This window comes from Desulfosoma profundi (assembly GCF_055387865.1).
The window spans coordinates 3,607,501-3,623,741 of sequence record NZ_AP042420.1 but is presented as its reverse complement, the minus strand read 5'-3'; the positions used below and the strand labels follow the sequence as shown (position 1 = coordinate 3,623,741).

Genomic DNA, 16,241 nt, shown 5'->3' with positions numbered 1-16,241 from the left:
GTGGCGCTTCCGGCCGTGTCTTAGAAATAGAGATGAACGTTATGATTTCAATTGGTTTTTGACGGCGCCGAGGATGGTGAGGCGCCGTCGGGTTTTTCCGCGCCCGCAGGTGGTTGTGCCGGCGCGGTGATAGGGGCTTTGGCTTTCTTTTCCGGCACTCGGTGCAAAAAGTCGCTCTTGTTCCACAGAAACAGAGCTGCTGCAAGAATCGCAATGCCAAGAAGCCACAGTTTCCATAGCCCGGATTTTTCAGCGAAGGGATCCTCGAGCGTGCGTCGGGTCCCTTCGGGCAGTCGCGCAACTCCCGTTAAGGATTTGCCGAAGGGAATATTCAGCCGGGCACGCGTATTGATGGCCCAGCCACAGGCGTCGAGGATGGGGCCGAGATTTCTCTGTCGTAATTTCAGCCACGCGATGACCATGGACGGACCGGAAATGGCCAGGATAATCCCTGCGATGGCCATGGGGATCTGCCACCATAGCAAGGACAGGAGGCCGGTCATGAAAGAGGCCAGCGCCGTGCCGAGAGCGCCGACGGCCAGCCCGATGGCGGCAAAGATCCCGGCAAACTTTCCAATGTCGAAGGGCGCCGGGAGAGCGGCCGTCGCCGCAGGGGTGACGGGAACAGTTGCTGCCGCCGCCGATTTGGCTTCCACAGCTTTTTCTTTGGACGCGGCTAATTTTTCGATTTGCTCGGCGACCATTCGAGCGAATCGTTTGTAAGGCGCCCAAAAAGCCTGGCGGATACTAATGGGGTGTTCCACGATCTTGATGATGGTCGCATCCCAGTCTCGGCCTTGCCGATCATAAAAGACCCCATTTCTGCCGACACGCAGGTTGTCCGAATCTCCATCGGTAAAAGCCACCGCAATCTTCATTTGTTCTTGACCCCCTCGACGCGTGCATGCGCAGTAGGCCAAGTAGGTCCGGCTCAGACTTGCCAGGGCGCTGTGCGATTCCACATCGTCAACGTGGACGCACAGCGTGCAGCTGCGCTGGTCGAGGTAGAGCGTTCCGGCTTGGAAGATGGCATGGGCATTGGGATTGTAAAAATCACTGAAACACACAAAATTCCTCACCAGAGGGAACAGGTCTCGATGATAACGGACCAACCGATCCACATGATCTATGGCATCCGCCTCCGCTTGCAGGGCCTTGTCTCTGGCGAGGAGATCAAAGACAGCCTCTCGCCCGTTTTCTGTGAGGATTTCGCGGATGCGCGGAAGCCCCAGTTTTTCCACACTCGCACCTTTCTTTGCCTCGAGCCAGGCGTCCATCGCGGCAAACGTGGCGCACACGGCCTGCCACTCCTCAACACTCAATCGTGACCTTTCGCCCAGTAAAGGAATGACCACCTCGTCGCGAAACCTCTGGACAGCAGGTGCCCACGCGGGGTTCAGTCCCTCAGTGAGAGGCAGAGCTCCGTCGGGTTCGATACGCGCCAAAGGCAGAGCGGCAATTTCTTCCAAGGCCGTAGAGAGATCTTTGGACGCCAGGGAATGGTATTCTTCTGGGGATGGATTGAGAAGATCACCGGCACGGTTGTCGTAACGGGCTAAACGACACCTGAGGAAGTAATCGTCGATTTTTCCTTTCAGCGCCTTAAAGCCTGCGGCGGCGGCCTCCGTTTTTTCTCCCAAAGGCAGAATGCGATCGGCAGCCTCTTCGGCCGTGCGCCACCACTCCAGGTAAGCCTCCGCTTCGGAAAAAAAAGCCCGCAGTTTCTCCTCACCCACTCCCGGCCGACCGCTGCGGTCCATGTCTGTGCCCATGCACTCCATGATGTCCCGGATGAGGTTGGCGGTTTTTTCATCATCGTCAGATTCCGGACAAATGACGCCGTCCCCGTTGAAAGGCGTCTCGGCGAAAATCCGCGCGGTATCCCCGGTGTCTTCAACGCGGATCACGTCCGCATCAGGTTTCCCGAGGTTGGCCAAGATCCGCCGTGCCGACTTGAGAATCTCGGAGCCCTCTTCGGAACTGTTATTGATGGCCGAAAGAGGGAGACCTGACGAGCCGTGCAAGAGATCATCGGGATTTTTCAGATACTTTGCGGCCCACTGCACAGCGGCGATAAGCTCGGGAATGCGGATGCGGCCGTCCCCGTCCGTATCGATGAGCTGCAGCGTGCGTTCGTCAAAATAAACCCCGTGGATGGGGCAGCTCAGGGCCGTCCACACCTTAGGGTCCAGTTGGTCCAGGGCGAGCAGGTCCGCGCCGGAGGAGATGTGCACCTGATCAAAGCCCCCAAGTCGGACAAACTTCCAGGGATGCCGTTCCGTCTTTTGGTTGTTGTCGGCCATAATCGTCCTTTCCGGGCTATGGGCCAGGGGGATAAGGAAACAAAAAAGGGCTTTCCGTCTTCGGGAAAGCCCTTCTTGTGAGCTGGCGGGGACGACCGGACTTGAACCGGCGGCCTCCGGCGTGACAGGCCGGCGTTATAACCGTCTTAACTACGTCCCCGTGTGTTGTGGTGGGCGGAACAGGGCTCGAACCTGCGACCCCCGGCTTGTAAGGCCGATGCTCTCCCACCTGAGCTATCCGCCCCCGGAATTCCGTCGGGATCATGTCGGCCTCGCCCTTGCGTGAGGCCCCTTATTAGCCAACTCCCTTAGGGATGTCAAGCTCTTTTTGGCCCATCAATGGGCGTGGATGTCTTCGGGGCACGGAGCCGGTTCGCCGCCGAAGAACACCGTGTCCGCCGGAGGCGACGCGTCCTTGAAGAGCCGCTCCGGGTCGTCCAAAACGAGCGCCTTGCGCAGCACGTCATCCATGTGCCCCACAAGTTCCACATTCACCTCTTCGAGGATTTTGGCCGGAATATCCCGAAGATCCTTGGCGTTCTCCTCGGGAATGAGCACCGTCTTGATCAAGCCCCGATGCGCCGCCAGGATTTTTTCTTTCAGTCCACCGATAGGGAGAATCCGCCCGCGCAGCGTGATTTCCCCGGTCATGGCCACGTCACTGCGTACGGGGATTTTGGTCAGCGCGGAGACCATGGACGTTGCCATGGTGATGCCGGCAGACGGTCCGTCCTTCGGAATGGCTCCTTCCGGCACATGGACGTGCAGGTCTGTGTGCTCATAAAAGTCTTTGGCGATCCCCAGCCGTTCCGCTCTGGAACGCACGTAACTGAAGGCGGCTTGCGCCGATTCCTGCATGACATCGCCGAGTTTACCCGTGATGATGATCTTGCCCTTGCCCGGCATGGTCACCGTCTCGATGCCCAACAGATCCCCACCGAATTCCGTCCACGCCAACCCGATGGCCAAACCCACCTCGTCCCGCTCTTCCGCCCGCCCATAGCGGAACTTCGGCACACCCAGATATTCCTGAATGATTTCCTCCGTCAGAACCACTCGGGTCTGCGGTCCGCTCCTCACCACCTCCTTGGCGACCTTGCGGCAGATGGAAGCGATTTCCCGCTCCAGGTTGCGCACCCCTGCTTCCTTGGTGTAATGGCGGATGATGTGCAAGAGGTTTTCGTCGGTAAAGACCACATTTTCCTGAGTAATCCCGTTAGCCTCACATTGCTTCCGCACCAAAAAGCCTTTGGCGATCTGGAGCTTCTCGATTTCCGTATATCCTGGCAGCCGGATGATCTCCATTCGATCTTGGAGAGGCAACGGGATGGAATGGAGCGTGTTCGCCGTGGTGATGAAAAACACCGACGACAAATCAAAATCCAGGTCCAGGTAATGGTCGTTGAACGCAAAATTCTGTTCGGGATCGAGCACCTCCAAAAGGGCAGCCGCCGGATCCCCCCGGAAGTCCATGGTCATTTTGTCGATTTCGTCCAGGCAGAACACGGGGTTGTTGCTTTTGACCTTTCTCAGGCTCTGGATGATCTTGCCCGGCATGGCCCCGATGTAGGTCCGACGGTGGCCGCGGATTTCCGCTTCGTCACGCACCCCTCCCAAGGACAGACGGACAAAGTTCCGGTTCATGGCCCGGGCGATGGATCGGGCCAGGGAGGTTTTTCCGACACCCGGAGGCCCGACAAAGCACAAAATGGGGCCTTTAATCTTTTTCACCAGAGACTGGACGGCCAGGTATTCCAGAATCCGCTGTTTGGGTTTTTCCAGACCATAGTGGTCCTCGTCCAAAACAGCGGCCGCCTGCTCGATATCCAGCTTATCCTTGGTTTTTTCACACCACGGCAGGGACAAGATCCAGTCAATGTAATTGCGCACCACCGTGGCCTCGGCGCTCATGGGAGACATGAGCTTCAGCTTTTTAAACTCATGACGCACCTTGGCCGCCGCTTCCTTGCTGAGCCGTTTTTTCTTGATGCGTTTTTCCAGCTCCTCGAGCTCGGACTTGAAGTCGTCCTTTTCCCCCATCTCTTTTTGGATGGCACGCATCTGTTCGTTGAGATAGTACTCCCGCTGGGTCTTTTCCATCTGTTTTTTGACCCGGCCCTTGATGCGTTCCTCCGTTTTAATGATTTCGATCTCCGCTCGGATGTAACCGAAGAGTTTCTCCAGGCGCCGCACCGGATCCAGCACTTCCAACAGCTTTTGTTTCACCTCGATTTTAAAAGGCATATAAGCCGCTACGGTGTCAGCGAGCCGAGACGGTTCATCAATTTCATTGACGGCATCCAGGATTTCCTGGGTGATTTTCTTGTTGTGCTTCGCGTAGGCGGAAAAGGCCGAGCGTACCCCACGACGCAGGGCTTCCACTTCGGTGGGCTCGGCGTCGGTGGACTCCTGCAACGTTTCCAACTTGACGTAAAAAGCGTCGGCTTGAGACACCAGTTCCAGGATGCGGCACCGATATTCTCCTTCGACCAGGACCTTCACCGTGCCGTCCGGCAATCGCAGGAGCTGAAGAACGGTGGCTACCGTCCCAATGCGGTAAATGTCGTTAGGCCCTGGATTGTCTGTCTTCGCGTTCTTCTGGGCCGCCAGGAAAATCTTCTTGTCGGTGTTCATGGCCTTTTCCAAGGCATTGACCGACTTGTCCCGACCCACGAAAAGGGGGACCACCATGGCGGGATAGACCACGATATCCCTCAGCGGCAACAAGGGCATGGTCACTGTCCGGCCCGGGTGCACCGGGCCGTCTTTCTTTCGGATGATCTCAAACATAGGACTTCACTTTCCCGGTAGCAAATCTACGCCGATTCGCGACTCTGGCTGTGGTAGAGCAGTATAGGTCGGTCATTGTTGATCACGACCTCTTCGTTGACCACGCATTCCTCCACATCCGTTTGAGAGGGTAGGTCATACATCACATCCAACATGATGTTTTCCATGATGGAGCGTAACCCGCGAGCTCCAGATTTCCTCCGCAGCGCTTCCTTGGCGATGGCCCTCAGAGCCCCTTCTGTGAAGCGCAGTTTGACGTTTTCCAATTCAAAGAGTTTCCGATACTGTTTCACCAGGGCGTTGCGGGGTTCGGTGAGAATCTGAATCAGTTCCTCTTCGGTCAGTTCACCTAGGGTGGCAATGACCGGAAGACGCCCGACAAACTCCGGGATCAAGCCGAATTTGATCAAATCTTCGGGCTGGACCTGACACAGTGTTTCCCCCACATTCTTTTCGTCCTTGCTCTTGATATCGGCCGCAAAGCCTAAACCCTTGACGCCCGTGCGGGATCTGATGATGGCCTCCAGGTGGTTGAACGCCCCGCCGCAGATGAACAGGATGTTGGTGGTGTCGATCTTGATGAATTCCTGCTGCGGGTGCTTGCGCCCACCCTTGGGAGGTACATTGGCCACCGTGCCTTCCAAGATTTTCAGCAAGGCCTGCTGGACGCCTTCTCCCGACACGTCCCGGGTAATGGACGGGCTGTCGGATTTCTTCGCGATCTTGTCGATCTCGTCGATGTACACGATGCCTCGGGAGGCCCGTTCGATGTCATAGTCGGCCGCCTGGATGAGGCTCACCAGGATGTTCTCCACGTCTTCGCCCACATAACCGGCTTCGGTCAAGGTGGTGGCGTCGGCAATGGTGAACGGGACGTTCAAAATTTTGGCCAACGTTTGGGCCAGAAGCGTTTTCCCCGAACCCGTGGGGCCGATCATTAGGATGTTGCTTTTTTGGAGCTCCACATCATCTTTCTTGTCGGGGCGCAGCTCGATGCGCTTGTAATGATTATGAACGGCCACGGACAGAATCTTCTTCGCCCGTTCCTGCCCGATCACGTATTGGTCGAGGGCCGCCTTGATCTCGGCAGGCTTGGGAATCTGCGTGGCTCGATTGACCTCGTCCCGCTCGTATTCCTCCGCAATGATGTCGTTGCACAATTCCACACATTCGTCACAAATGTAGACGGTTGGACCGGCGATCAATTTCTTGACCTCGTTTTGGCTCTTTCCGCAAAAAGAGCATCGCAGCTCTCCGGTTCTTTCGTCACGCTTTTTGGCCATGGGATGTCCTCCTCCATTGCCGCCCGGGAAATTCGGCCTTTTCACCCACACGATTTCGCCGGGCTTCCTACCGCTTTTGAGATCGCCAGCCCAGTGAGCTGGATTGTTGCCTAATGATAACGCCTGTGCGGCGTCCTATCAACGGCCCTTCACCTATTCCGTCTTATAGAGCAAAATGCGCGCCAAAGAGAAGCTCTTTCTGCAGGGCAGGTGTCCAGGGCTCGGGTCGGGGAGCCAAAGGCTTACCCCCTCTGTGCCCAGAGTCTCAATGGAGAAAGGGGGATGAACCATATCCCCCTTGGGAACGACGAGAACGTCGTGGATATACCGGCTGAAAGGAAAGAAAGGCTGCGCTCCACAGGTCGACGGAACGCATGGTTTGTCTCTATCGGGACTTCTCCGCAGGTCCTTCCGCGCGCCGCACGATCACTTCATCCACTAAACCGTATTCCTTGGCCTGAAATCCCGACATGTAGAAATCCCGGTCGGTGTCTTTTTCAATCTGTTCGAGGGGCCTGCCGGTGTGGTGCATGAGAATTTTGTTGAGTTCCTCTCTGAGGCGCAGAATTTCCCGGGCTTGAATGTCCACATCCGTGGCCTGTCCTTGGAATCCGCCCATGGGTTGGTGGAGCATGATGCGGGCGTGGGGCAGGGCGTACCGCTTCCCCTTGACCCCGGCAGCCAAGAGCACGGCCGCCATGCTGGCCGCTTGCCCCATGCACAAGGTGGACACATTGGGCTTGATGTACTGCATCGTGTCGTAAATGGCCAAACCCGCCGTCACCAATCCCCCAGGTGAATTGATATAAAAGTGAATATCTTTGTCCGGATCTTCCGACTCGAGAAAAAGCATCTGGGCGATAATCACGTTGGCCACCTCGTCCGTGATGGCCGTGCCCAGGAAAATGATCCGGTCCCTGAGAAGGCGCGAATAGATATCAAAAGCCCTCTCTCCTCGGCTGCTTTGTTCAATGACGATGGGGATCAAAGACATCACGACTCCTCCGAACCTTCAGCCGTCGTCCCTTCATCACGTTCTTTGGCGACGGCATGGTCTTCTAAAAGCTTCAGCACCTTTTCTTCTAACTTATGATGGCACATCTCCAGGACAATGGCACTTTCCTGATATTCGGTTTTGACTTGAAGCGGTGTCGTTCGATAGAGTCGGGCGACTTCGCTGTAGACTTCTTCCTTTTCCTCTTCACTGAGTTCCAGGTTTTCCTGGGCGGCGATCTGTTCGACAATGAGTCGCCAGCGGATATCCCTCTCCGCGGCAGGCCGCTGCTCCGCTTTGACCTCCGGGGTTTGGAAACGGCTGGGATCGATCTTGAGCCCCTGAGCGGTCAGTTGATGGACAAAATGTTGGATCCTCCGATCGACTTCCCGATCAACGACTTTTTCCGGAACATCGAAGGTCACGGTGCTGAGCAGTTGATCCATGATGGCGGCACGGATATGATGCTTCGTCGCCTGTTGGGCCGCGTGGGTCAACCTTTCGCGCAGAGCGTTTTTCAGGGCTTCCACGGACGTGTGGCCACCCACTTTTTGAGCGAAGGCGTCGTCCAAATCGGGCAGCACTTTTTCCTTGATTTCCTTAAGGGTCACCTCAAAGCGGACCCTTTTCCCCGCGAGATCTCGAGCTTCCGCATCTTCTGGGAAGTCCAGTTCAAAGACGAGTGTCTCCCCGGCGCGATGTCCCACGATCTGCTCGTCAAAGTTCGGATGGATCTTCTGTGTTCCCAGTTCCACGTAGAAATTTTTGTGCACACCCTTGTCAAAAACTTCTCCATCCACGGAAGGCACCACATCCACGATGGCGAAGTCCCCCATCCGGGCGGGCCGATCGTCTTCCACGGATCGAATTTCGGCGTGTCTTTCCTGCAGCGCCTGCAATTCCGCCTCGACTCTTTCGTCGGAGATCTCCTCAGTCGGTGGGACAGCGATTTCCAAGCCCAAATAATCCTTCACCTCGAAAACGGGACGGACTTCCACAATGGCCGCATATGAAAAGGATCCGTCAGGTTCGAACCGATAATCCTCCACGTCGCCTTCCATTAAAGGCTTCAGGTCCGTCTGTTTCAATGCGTCGGGATAAGTGTCCTGGATGAGCTGGTTGGAAACCTCCCCCTGGACCGTTTTGCCATAGTAGGATTCCAAGATTTTTCGTGGGACCTTTCCGGGGCGAAAACCTTTGAGGCGAACTTGCCGACTCAGTTGGCGGTAGCGCCGATCCAACTCTTTTTTCACGTCTCGAGGTTCCACGACGACAAGCAACTTTTTCTGGGTTGGCCCCAGGTCCGTCACGGTGACTTTCATGTCCACGGTCAAACCTTCCTTCTGAATGCTCTTGAGATCCCCAAACCCTCGTCATTTGAGGAGGACCCTCCTTTGATGTGCAGGTCCCCACGGTCCTCAACGCGCTCACCCAAAAACGAAACGAAGTTAGCGACCCCCAGGGACTAACTTCGTTGCCGAAACCCATGCACTTTATTCGTTGGTGCACAGCCTCTTTGCGGTCTGTCAACGCGCCGCCCTGGGCACCAATCGGGTGCGAGAGGGGGGAGTCGAACCCCCAAGCCCGAGGGCGCTGGATCCTAAGTCCAGTGCGTTTGCCAATTCCGCCACTCTCGCGAAACCCCGGCGGAGCACAGAGTCTTGTAATCGCTCCCCATGCATACTGTCAAGGGAAAAGGAATCAATAGGTTAGCGTGCTCCTCTCCGGGGAGCCTCTGTCGTCCGCCGAAAAACATGCATCAGGAGTGTTCATACAGAGTAAAAATAGGTAAAATGGTTTTTAAGTCGACGCTTCGACCCAGGTTCCCGGTGGGTGCCTCAACGCGAACACTTACATGGTTTGTGGGCGAGAACAAGGAGGTGGCATGCATGGTCGTGTATCGTCGTAAGGAAGACAGTCAAACATGGCATTGGTGTTCCAACTGCAGTCAGTACCCGACGGGGCAAGACATCATCAAGAGGCAAAGCCGTCCCGAGTATGGAGACTTCTGCAGCGAATGCATGGTCAAGGAACAGACGGGGGACTGCAAATCGGATTCATTCTTTTCCGTGAGAAAATAGTCGTTGTGACAATGGTCCTCACAGGCCGCTCAGGACACCGCGCGACAAAGAGGTCTCCGGCGGCCCTGATGGGTGCGATGGAGCTTTTCAGGGGTTCCCATACCGAGGGAGGCATGGCATGAAGAGGCGTTTTCATGTCATTCCGGGGGGACGGACGCCCACGGTCGGCGGATCGCTGCAACCGTTGAGGCTCTATCGCGCCTATTCCGTTGGGGAAATCGAAAGGGATCGGATCACGTACTACGGGGTGCGGCTCCATTGGTACCGGCTGGACAGAGCAGAGCCCGTAGCCCCCCTCGAAAGACTTGTCGCCGACTATGAAAGGCTCAGCGAGCCCAAACGCCGGCAGGCCGTGGAACAGGTCTTGCGCTACCTCACGGAAGAAGAGGTGTGGGGACTGCGGGCTTACCTCCGGGAACGGCACGCGCTGGAGGTCATCGCCGAGGAGGTGCCCTTGCCTATCGAAGCGCCGACAGGCCCTTTTCACTCGCCTTACGGAGAGGTGTACGAGTTTCTTGAGCTCTCGGAAAAGGAAGACTATCCATTACCGTACAAAATCTGGGGGTATTATACACTCAGAGGCTGTCTCAGCGGTCCGAATGTGGCGGACGGCGCCCGGTTCCTCGAAAAAGCCCTCCAAAAGTTGCGCATCCCCCACCAATTGCAATCCAAGGATCTCGAAGGCATCGTGAAAGCCCTGTACTTCGAAGAAGGCCTGGTCGTAAGACCCCGGGATGCCGACGCGTCCTAAGCTCAAGGGCCGCCCCGCTTTTGGGGCGGCATCGCCTCCTCGGCCTCAGTACAGGAACATCGGTTTTCCTATGACATGGCGCACTTTGGGCCGGTAGTTTTCCACGTCGTAGAGTTCATGAACGTCCACTCGCTTTTGACCTGACGTGACAATGCTGACAGGCATGTCCGTATAAATTCCCTTGCTCAGGGCCACCATGCGGCCGAAATTTCTCCTTAAAGCCAAGTCCACAGCCATATTGGCAAAATTGACCGCCACCATGAGATCCAAAGAATCCGGAGCGCCGCTTCGCATCAAATAGGAGAGCTGTTGGTAGATGATCTCTTCGCCCGTGAGTTTCTTCAAGATTTCGCCCGTGACCAGTCCGATCCCCCCGAGTTTTTTGTGCCCGTAGGCGTCTTCTTCCCCGCGTTCCATGACCTTTCCGGTCATCATGCGAGCCCCTTCGCTGATGGTGAGCATGGCGTAATTGCTGGGGTTGTTTCTCTTGTCTTCCATAATGAGCGACGCCAATCGCTCGGGATCGAAGGGGACTTCACTGATGATCGCTCGATCTGTGCCTGCGAGATAGGCGCTGATGAGCGATGTTTCCCCACAGTGGCGCCCGAAGAGTTCGATGACGCCGATGCGTTCGTGGGACCCTGTGGAAGTCCGCAGCGCGTGGATAAAATTGACACTGCGCGTGACCGCGGTGGAAAAACCTATGCAATAATCCGTGCCGAACACATCGTTGTCCATGGTTTTGGGAACCGCCAGGACCGGAAACCCCTCCTGATGCAACCGCACGGCATAGCTCAGAGTATCGTCGCCGCCGATGGCCACCAGGCAGTCCACACCCAGTTTCTCCAAATTGGTGAGGATGTGGGCCGTGAAATCTTTTTTTTCCCCGTCCGAGGTAAATTGCGGTTTGAGAAAGGGTGGGGCTTCCTTGAGCCGCACCGCCGCCGGGTTGGTCCGGGACGTGTGAAGATATGTCCCTCCCGTGCGGTCGATCGTCCGGACCGTATTCTTTTCAAGCCACTGCAAACAACTCTTAAAAGTCTCTGGATCGTCAGGATTGTAATCCAAAAGGCCGGCCCATCCTCGGCGGATTCCCAGCACCCGAAAGCCTTCCTCTACGCAACGGTAGACCAAAATCTTGATGCAGGGATTAAGCCCTGGCACATCGCCCCCACCTGTCAAAATGCCGACGGTCTTGATGGGTTTCAGCTCACTCGCCATGGAATGCCTCCTCCCTCTCCGAGTCAGTGTCTCTGGATGACGTTCGGCGCGTTGGAGTCGCTACGTTCCACTTTATCCAATGCTCCGGCCCATGCAAAGGGAGACCTTTACGAATCGGGCCAGGACTGGTAAAACTCCGCCGGCTTGCGGAAGCTGGACTCGCCATGCAAAGGTGTGGGGCGTGCGGGTTCCCCGAGGATCCTTCGAGAACCGGCACGGCAAAGCCGCTTGATCCAAGAGATCCTCGGGTCCGGTACGTTGCCGTTCCGGTGACAAAGAAGCGATCTCCCCCTGAACGTTTGGACAAGAGCCGGTCCGGGGATTCCCCGGCGTTCGATAGACCTGTGAGATCATATGGGAGAGGTTCGGGCGATGAACGACAAGGCAATCCATGACTTTTGGCAGCACCACAGTGAGCGGTTTCTGGAAATGGCATTGCGTACCGATCGCATGGAAATCCTTACGCATCCCGACGGTTATGGAAAAAAAACAGGGGACTGCGGCGATACCGTGGAGTTTTTCATCCTGACCGATCCCGACGGAACGATCCGACGCATATCTTTTCAGGTCAACGGATGCCTCAACACCATAGCCTGCGCCAACACGGTGTGCGAACTCGTGGAAGGAAAATCCTTGGACGAAGCCTGGGATGTTACACCGGAGCAGGTCATCGACTATCTGGAGTCGCTCCCCAAGGGAGAACACCACTGCGCCGAATTGGCCGTCGGGGCTCTCTACCTCGGCATTGCGGACGTGCAACGGAAAGAAAAAGAGTCCTGGAAAAAAATCTACGGAAGAAGCTCCGAGATTCGCTGAAGGAAGACAGAGACATCCTCCAGAACCTCATGGATCCCGGTTCTTTGGGCAAAATCTGAATCCCAGTGGAAAACCGGGCCTCCGGCCACAAACTTCACGCCATGGGGAAGCCCTTGGGCGATGGAGGCAATGACGGATTCCGATTCTGCGTGGAGGACGGTGACACCGAGAATGTGCGGAGCTTGCCGAGCGCATTTTTCGAGTATTTCGGATGCCGAGCGCATGAGGCCGAGGCGGACCGTACGCGCCCCGACGGCTCGGGCCGCCGCTTCAATCACATCCAGACCGTGTCCCCAGCCGTCGTCGACGGTGGCCAGGTAGACCAAGGGAAAAGCCTCCGGTGGCGGCATGGCCTCCACCGGAATGGTACGTCGCAGACGCTCCAGGTCCTGAAGGTCCTGCACGATCCGCCACCGCCCCGGAAGCCCGGAATCCCGCCATTCATGGATGCGCTGCTGCAGCAGCGATTTAAAAGCAGCCCAGGTGAACGCCGGCATCCGACTAGTGGTGCTCATGGCTGCAAATGCCTTCCGAAAGAAGACGCTTTTCTTCCGCCAGCCTCTGCCGAAGCCACACGAGCACCTTGTCGAATTCCTCTCTGAACTCTCGAAGTGCCCGGCCTCGATGACTGACCTGCGCCTTCTCTTCCGGGCTCATTTCCGCGAAGGTCTTCCCCATGGGAGGATAGAAAAACACCGGATCATACCCAAACCCAAAGCTCCCTCGAGGCTCTGTGGTGATTTCCCCATCGCAGGTGGCCTCATAGGTCAGCGCAGGCCCCATAGGGACCGCCAAGGACAGGACGCACACAAAACGGGCCTTCCGGTTGGATTGCCCCTCCATGGCCTGGAGAAGTTTACGGTTGTTGTCGGCGTCGGTCGCGTCATCCCCTGCGTAGCGCGCCGAACGCACCCCCGGCGCACCCGCCAAGGCCTCCACTTCCAAACCCGAATCATCGGCCAGCGCCGGCAGCCCCAGGACCCGGGCCGTAAAGAGCGCCTTCTTATAGGCGTTTTCCTCAAAGGTCAGCCCGTCTTCAATGGGTTCGGGTATCGGGCCGAAGTCGGCGACATCTTTGATTTCCACTGGAAAGTCTTTTAAAAGGGCACGGATTTCGGAAGATTTGGCTCGGTTTCTCGTGGCAATCACCAAGGTGATGGGTTCCATAGAGCGATGATTCCTCTCCGAAGACAACGTTTATGCCGCGGAAGTGGATGTCTCCTTCTCTTCCTCGGCCTCGGTTTCTTCTTTTTTCCCGAAAAAATAGGCAATCCAGACGCTTGCCTCGTACAACAACAGCAGCGGGATGGCCATGAGGATTTGTGTGAAAACATCGGGAGGTGTCAAAATAGCCGCCACAATGAAAATTATGACAATGGCATACTTTCTTTGTCGCTGAAGAAAGCTTGCCTTCACCAAGCCCAGTTTGGCCAAGAATAAAGTGACGAGAGGGAGTTCGAAAACGAGTCCGAAGGCGATGAGGAGCCGTGTCGCAAAGGACAAGAATTCTTTCGTGCTGATCATGGGGGCGATATATTCGGTGGCAAAAGAGGCAAAGAACTGAAATCCATAGGGAAAAACTACGAGATACCCAAAGGCGGCTCCCCCGAGAAAAAAGACGGTGGATAAGATGACAATGGGGTAGAGGTAGCGCCGTTCGTGGTCGTAGAGTCCCGGGGCCACAAAGCGCCAAAACTGGTAAAGAATGACGGGAACGGCCAAGGCGACTCCCCCGAGAAAAGACACCTTGAGGTAGGTCATGAAGGCTTCATGGGGTGCCGTGTAGATCAACTTTTGGTGGCTGTCTTCTGGAAGAGCCTGAAGCAAGGGCTGCATCAGCCAGGCGAAGATTTTCTCCTTGAAAAAGTAGGCAATGATAAACCCGACGCCGATGGCGATGGCGCACACGATGAGCCGTCTTCGCAATTCCTCGAGATGTTCCGTAAAAGGCATTTTGTCGGTCGGCTGGCTCATGAGATCTTCCCATCTCCAGCGGTCTCGCTCTTGGGCATGGTTTCGTCCGCAGCTTGGGCCTCAGGCGTTGATGCAGTGAGAGCGTGCCCCGATGCCTCGTCCTTTGATGCCTCCCTCAAGGGCTCCTTTTGCCCAAAAGAAGGCGAGGCGCCGGCCGAACCGAGGTTTTCCAACATGATTTGGCTCTGTGCGGTCCGGAATTCCTTTTTCAGCTCTTGCACGGTTTCATCTTGGTCGAAGGTGCTTTTGAGCTCGTTGGTCGCTTTGCGGAACTCCGCCAGGCCCCGGCCGAGGGCGCGGGCCAGATCGGGCAATTTCCCGGGTCCCACCACGATCAAGGCGATAAAAAGAATCAACAGGACTTCTTGGAAACCCAACCCGAACATATCACACCTCCTTCTGGTCCGGAGGCTGCGCAGGCAGATCCTCGTGTCCCGGTAACGGCCGATATTCGGCGTCCCGCACCTGCGGCTTTTCGGTGCGAAAACCCGCTTTGAATTGGGTGACGCTTTCCCCCAGAGCCTTGCCGAGGTCGGCCACGCGCTTTCCGCCGTAGATGAAGATGACGATAATCAAAATGACGAGCAGTTCCGCCGGACCCAGCCCAAAAACCATGGCAATCCCCCTTTCCGCGCGGCCGACCGCATGGGCGTCAGACCCAGCTCACTTGGTCGCGTAGCTGTGCAGACCGCTCAACAGAAAATTCACGCCGAAATACGTGAAGAGGACGGAACAAAATCCAACGACAGAGAGCCAAGCAACCCGCGGCCCTCTCCATCCCCGGACCGCTCTCGCATGCAACACCGCAGCGTAAATCAACCATGTGATCAGGGACCAGGTCTCCTTGGGATCCCAGCTCCAGTAGGAACCCCACGCCGAATTGGCCCAAATGGCCCCTGTGATGATGCCGATGGACAACCAGAAGAATCCAAAGAGGACCATTTGGTAGTTGAACTCTTCCAATTCTCTGGACCCGGGCATCATGCTGGCGGAGAGCAGAGCCAAAGGACGGCCGTCTTTCCTGCGGCGCCATAAATAGGCGAGGCTTAGGCCGAAGGAAATGGCAAAGGCGCCATAGCCCATAAAACAGGTCACCACGTGGGCAATGAGCCAATTGCTTTTCAGGGCGGGAATAAGGGGCTGAATCTTGGAAACCACGCCTGGGGAAAAGGACGCATAGGCCATGGCAAGGAACGCAATTCCCGTGGGCACGAATCCGAGGGCGCGCTGCCCGATTTTTCGCTCATAGATGACATAGATGAGGACAAGCACCCAAGAACCGAAAACCAGGGATTCATAGAGATTGGACAAGGGGGCATGGCCGAAACCCAGATCGTAGGATTCCTTCCAGCGGAGTGCGATCCCCGCGGTCTGAACCCCGAGGGTCACCACGGCGCACACGGTTCCCCACGAGAGGATTTTCGGTTTGTGGAACGTGATCCCGGCCAGATAGACTGACGTTGCCAACAGGTAGGCGAAGGTGACGACACTCAAAAGGACCGAGCTGTTCATGACGCGCTATTTCCCCTCTTTGCGGCAATCCAGAGCTTCCGCAAGGCGATCACAAAAATGTTGGAATTCCTTTTCAAAGGCAAGGGTTTTCTTGTTACTCCACGCCGCCGCCACCACCGTCGTCCCCGGATTGCTCTTTTGCGCCCACAAGTACACCCTCTTGTGGGGGACGTAGAAGGTGATCAAAAGCCCGACAAGCAGCGCCACAAAGCCCGAAATGACGATGGGGACGCCGGGGTCTCGTTTCACCTGGAGCCCGGTGTAATAAGCGCGTTCTGCCTGAGAGACCGTCACGTGATAGCCCTGGATACGATTGCCATGAAAATCCGGATGGTTCATGAGAATCCAGGAACCGGAAGGCTGTTCGCCTTCCTTCCATGTGGCAATGGCGACGGCGGGTCCGAAGCCGCTGAAATTTTCAGTATAGTCCACCAGCTGCACCTTTCGGTCCGTGGGCCCGAAAGGGCGCGCATCCCCGAAAGGCAGATCCAGCTCGAAGCGTTCGCCTTGATCGGC

16 protein-coding genes and 3 tRNA genes (1 of these 19 running past the window's edge) are annotated in these 16,241 nt (G+C 56.4%); 3 read left to right on the top strand and 16 right to left on the bottom strand.

Features of this window, described 5'->3' with window-relative positions:
• Positions 1 to 47: 47 nt before the first annotated feature.
• The 8 genes from ACZ5K9_RS15700 to ACZ5K9_RS15665 all read right to left on the bottom strand — a co-directional run bounded on the left by ACZ5K9_RS15700 (position 48) and on the right by ACZ5K9_RS15665 (position 9,007).
• Entirely contained in the window at positions 48 to 2,303 is a 2,256-nt protein-coding gene (locus ACZ5K9_RS15700) for a hypothetical protein (protein WP_464272255.1), read from the bottom strand.
• An 83-nt stretch (positions 2,304 to 2,386) separates the two neighbouring features.
• Positions 2,387 to 2,463, bottom strand: a tRNA-Asp gene (locus ACZ5K9_RS15695).
• Positions 2,464 to 2,471: 8 nt separating this feature from the next.
• A tRNA-Val gene (locus ACZ5K9_RS15690) sits at positions 2,472 to 2,547 on the bottom strand.
• 92 nt (positions 2,548 to 2,639) lie between these two features.
• Positions 2,640 to 5,093 carry an endopeptidase La gene (lon, locus tag ACZ5K9_RS15685; protein ID WP_464272254.1) on the bottom strand — a complete coding sequence of 818 codons (2,454 nt, stop codon included), beginning with the start codon at positions 5,091 to 5,093 and terminating at the stop codon, positions 2,640 to 2,642.
• A gap of 26 nt (positions 5,094 to 5,119) precedes the next feature.
• Complete coding sequence (clpX, locus tag ACZ5K9_RS15680) at positions 5,120 to 6,376, bottom strand: ATP-dependent Clp protease ATP-binding subunit ClpX (protein ID WP_464272253.1); 1,257 nt, start codon at positions 6,374 to 6,376, stop codon at positions 5,120 to 5,122.
• A gap of 385 nt (positions 6,377 to 6,761) precedes the next feature.
• Complete coding sequence (gene clpP, locus ACZ5K9_RS15675; RefSeq protein WP_464272252.1) at positions 6,762 to 7,370, bottom strand: ATP-dependent Clp endopeptidase proteolytic subunit ClpP; 609 nt, start codon at positions 7,368 to 7,370, stop codon at positions 6,762 to 6,764.
• Positions 7,370 to 8,692 (bottom strand): trigger factor, encoded by a 1,323-nt coding sequence (gene tig, locus ACZ5K9_RS15670; protein ID WP_464273986.1) that lies wholly within the window; start codon positions 8,690 to 8,692, stop codon positions 7,370 to 7,372. The genes clpP and tig overlap by 1 nt, the downstream gene beginning before the upstream one ends.
• A gap of 233 nt (positions 8,693 to 8,925) precedes the next feature.
• A tRNA-Leu gene (locus ACZ5K9_RS15665) sits at positions 8,926 to 9,007 on the bottom strand.
• Between the two features lie 252 nt (positions 9,008 to 9,259).
• Between ACZ5K9_RS15665 and ACZ5K9_RS15660 the strand changes: the two genes are divergently transcribed.
• Complete coding sequence (locus ACZ5K9_RS15660) at positions 9,260 to 9,451, top strand: hypothetical protein (protein WP_464272251.1); 192 nt, start codon at positions 9,260 to 9,262, stop codon at positions 9,449 to 9,451.
• Between the two features lie 118 nt (positions 9,452 to 9,569).
• Positions 9,570 to 10,202, top strand: a complete 633-nt coding sequence (locus ACZ5K9_RS15655) for a hypothetical protein (RefSeq protein ID WP_464272250.1) — start codon at positions 9,570 to 9,572, stop codon at positions 10,200 to 10,202.
• 45 nt (positions 10,203 to 10,247) lie between these two features.
• Here ACZ5K9_RS15655 and ACZ5K9_RS15650 read toward each other — a convergent pair whose 3' ends face one another.
• Positions 10,248 to 11,423 carry a 6-phosphofructokinase gene (locus ACZ5K9_RS15650; RefSeq protein ID WP_464272249.1) on the bottom strand — a complete coding sequence of 392 codons (1,176 nt, stop codon included), beginning with the start codon at positions 11,421 to 11,423 and terminating at the stop codon, positions 10,248 to 10,250.
• 372 nt (positions 11,424 to 11,795) lie between these two features.
• On the opposite strand from ACZ5K9_RS15650, the gene ACZ5K9_RS15645 reads away from it, so the two are divergent.
• Positions 11,796 to 12,239 carry an iron-sulfur cluster assembly scaffold protein gene (locus tag ACZ5K9_RS15645; RefSeq protein ID WP_464272248.1) on the top strand — a complete coding sequence of 148 codons (444 nt, stop codon included), beginning with the start codon at positions 11,796 to 11,798 and terminating at the stop codon, positions 12,237 to 12,239.
• Here ACZ5K9_RS15645 and ACZ5K9_RS15640 read toward each other — a convergent pair.
• The 7 genes in view from ACZ5K9_RS15640 to resB are tightly spaced (at most 48 nt apart) and all read right to left on the bottom strand, a layout consistent with a single transcriptional unit that may run on beyond the window.
• Positions 12,212 to 12,754, bottom strand: coding sequence for a hypothetical protein (locus ACZ5K9_RS15640; RefSeq protein ID WP_464272247.1), 543 nt, complete (start codon positions 12,752 to 12,754; stop codon positions 12,212 to 12,214). The two genes, ACZ5K9_RS15645 and ACZ5K9_RS15640, sit on opposite strands and share 28 nt — an antisense overlap.
• On the bottom strand, positions 12,741 to 13,406 hold the full coding sequence (locus ACZ5K9_RS15635; protein WP_464272246.1) for an XTP/dITP diphosphatase: 666 nt from the start codon (positions 13,404 to 13,406) through the stop codon (positions 12,741 to 12,743). Before ACZ5K9_RS15635 ends, ACZ5K9_RS15640 begins: the two co-directional genes overlap by 14 nt.
• Before the next feature lie 30 nt (positions 13,407 to 13,436).
• Entirely contained in the window at positions 13,437 to 14,213 is a 777-nt protein-coding gene (tatC, locus tag ACZ5K9_RS15630; protein ID WP_464272245.1) for a twin-arginine translocase subunit TatC, read from the bottom strand.
• Positions 14,210 to 14,599 carry a Sec-independent protein translocase protein TatB gene (tatB, locus tag ACZ5K9_RS15625; RefSeq protein ID WP_464272244.1) on the bottom strand — a complete coding sequence of 130 codons (390 nt, stop codon included), beginning with the start codon at positions 14,597 to 14,599 and terminating at the stop codon, positions 14,210 to 14,212. The genes tatC and tatB overlap by 4 nt, the downstream gene beginning before the upstream one ends.
• A gap of 1 nt (position 14,600) precedes the next feature.
• Positions 14,601 to 14,828 (bottom strand): twin-arginine translocase TatA/TatE family subunit, encoded by a 228-nt coding sequence (locus ACZ5K9_RS15620; RefSeq protein ID WP_464272243.1) that lies wholly within the window; start codon positions 14,826 to 14,828, stop codon positions 14,601 to 14,603.
• A gap of 48 nt (positions 14,829 to 14,876) precedes the next feature.
• A complete protein-coding gene (ccsB, locus tag ACZ5K9_RS15615; RefSeq protein ID WP_464272242.1) occupies positions 14,877 to 15,725 on the bottom strand; it encodes a c-type cytochrome biogenesis protein CcsB in 849 nt (282 codons plus the stop codon).
• Between the two features lie 6 nt (positions 15,726 to 15,731).
• Positions 15,732 to 16,241, bottom strand: the 3' portion of a protein-coding gene (resB, locus tag ACZ5K9_RS15610) for a cytochrome c biogenesis protein ResB (RefSeq protein ID WP_464272241.1). It continues 861 nt past the right edge of the window; 510 of the gene's 1,371 nt are visible here — the last part of the coding sequence; its start codon lies off the right edge, out of view — the gene reads right to left on this strand; it ends in the stop codon at positions 15,732 to 15,734.

Bases quoted from the DNA above. Each gene is read 5' to 3' on its own strand.
- ccsB (WP_464272242.1), bottom strand. From the start codon at position 15,725: ATGAACAGCTCGGTCCTTTTGAGTGTCGTCACCTTCGCCTACCTGTTG.
- ACZ5K9_RS15655 (WP_464272250.1), top strand. From the start codon at position 9,570: ATGAAGAGGCGTTTTCATGTCATTCCGGGGGGACGGACGCCCACGGTC.
- tig (WP_464273986.1), bottom strand. From the start codon at position 8,692: ATGAAAGTCACCGTGACGGACCTGGGGCCAACCCAGAAAAAGTTGCTT.
- ACZ5K9_RS15650 (WP_464272249.1), bottom strand. From the start codon at position 11,423: ATGGCGAGTGAGCTGAAACCCATCAAGACCGTCGGCATTTTGACAGGT.
- ACZ5K9_RS15645 (WP_464272248.1), top strand. From the start codon at position 11,796: ATGAACGACAAGGCAATCCATGACTTTTGGCAGCACCACAGTGAGCGG.
- clpP (WP_464272252.1), bottom strand. From the start codon at position 7,370: ATGTCTTTGATCCCCATCGTCATTGAACAAAGCAGCCGAGGAGAGAGG.
- ACZ5K9_RS15700 (WP_464272255.1), bottom strand. From the start codon at position 2,303: ATGGCCGACAACAACCAAAAGACGGAACGGCATCCCTGGAAGTTTGTC.
- lon (WP_464272254.1), bottom strand. From the start codon at position 5,093: ATGTTTGAGATCATCCGAAAGAAAGACGGCCCGGTGCACCCGGGCCGG.
- clpX (WP_464272253.1), bottom strand. From the start codon at position 6,376: ATGGCCAAAAAGCGTGACGAAAGAACCGGAGAGCTGCGATGCTCTTTT.
- ACZ5K9_RS15635 (WP_464272246.1), bottom strand. From the start codon at position 13,406: ATGGAACCCATCACCTTGGTGATTGCCACGAGAAACCGAGCCAAATCT.
- ACZ5K9_RS15640 (WP_464272247.1), bottom strand. From the start codon at position 12,754: ATGAGCACCACTAGTCGGATGCCGGCGTTCACCTGGGCTGCTTTTAAA.
- ACZ5K9_RS15620 (WP_464272243.1), bottom strand. From the start codon at position 14,828: ATGGTTTTTGGGCTGGGTCCGGCGGAACTGCTCGTCATTTTGATTATC.
- ACZ5K9_RS15660 (WP_464272251.1), top strand. From the start codon at position 9,260: ATGGTCGTGTATCGTCGTAAGGAAGACAGTCAAACATGGCATTGGTGT.
- tatC (WP_464272245.1), bottom strand. From the start codon at position 14,213: ATGAGCCAGCCGACCGACAAAATGCCTTTTACGGAACATCTCGAGGAA.
- tatB (WP_464272244.1), bottom strand. From the start codon at position 14,599: ATGTTCGGGTTGGGTTTCCAAGAAGTCCTGTTGATTCTTTTTATCGCC.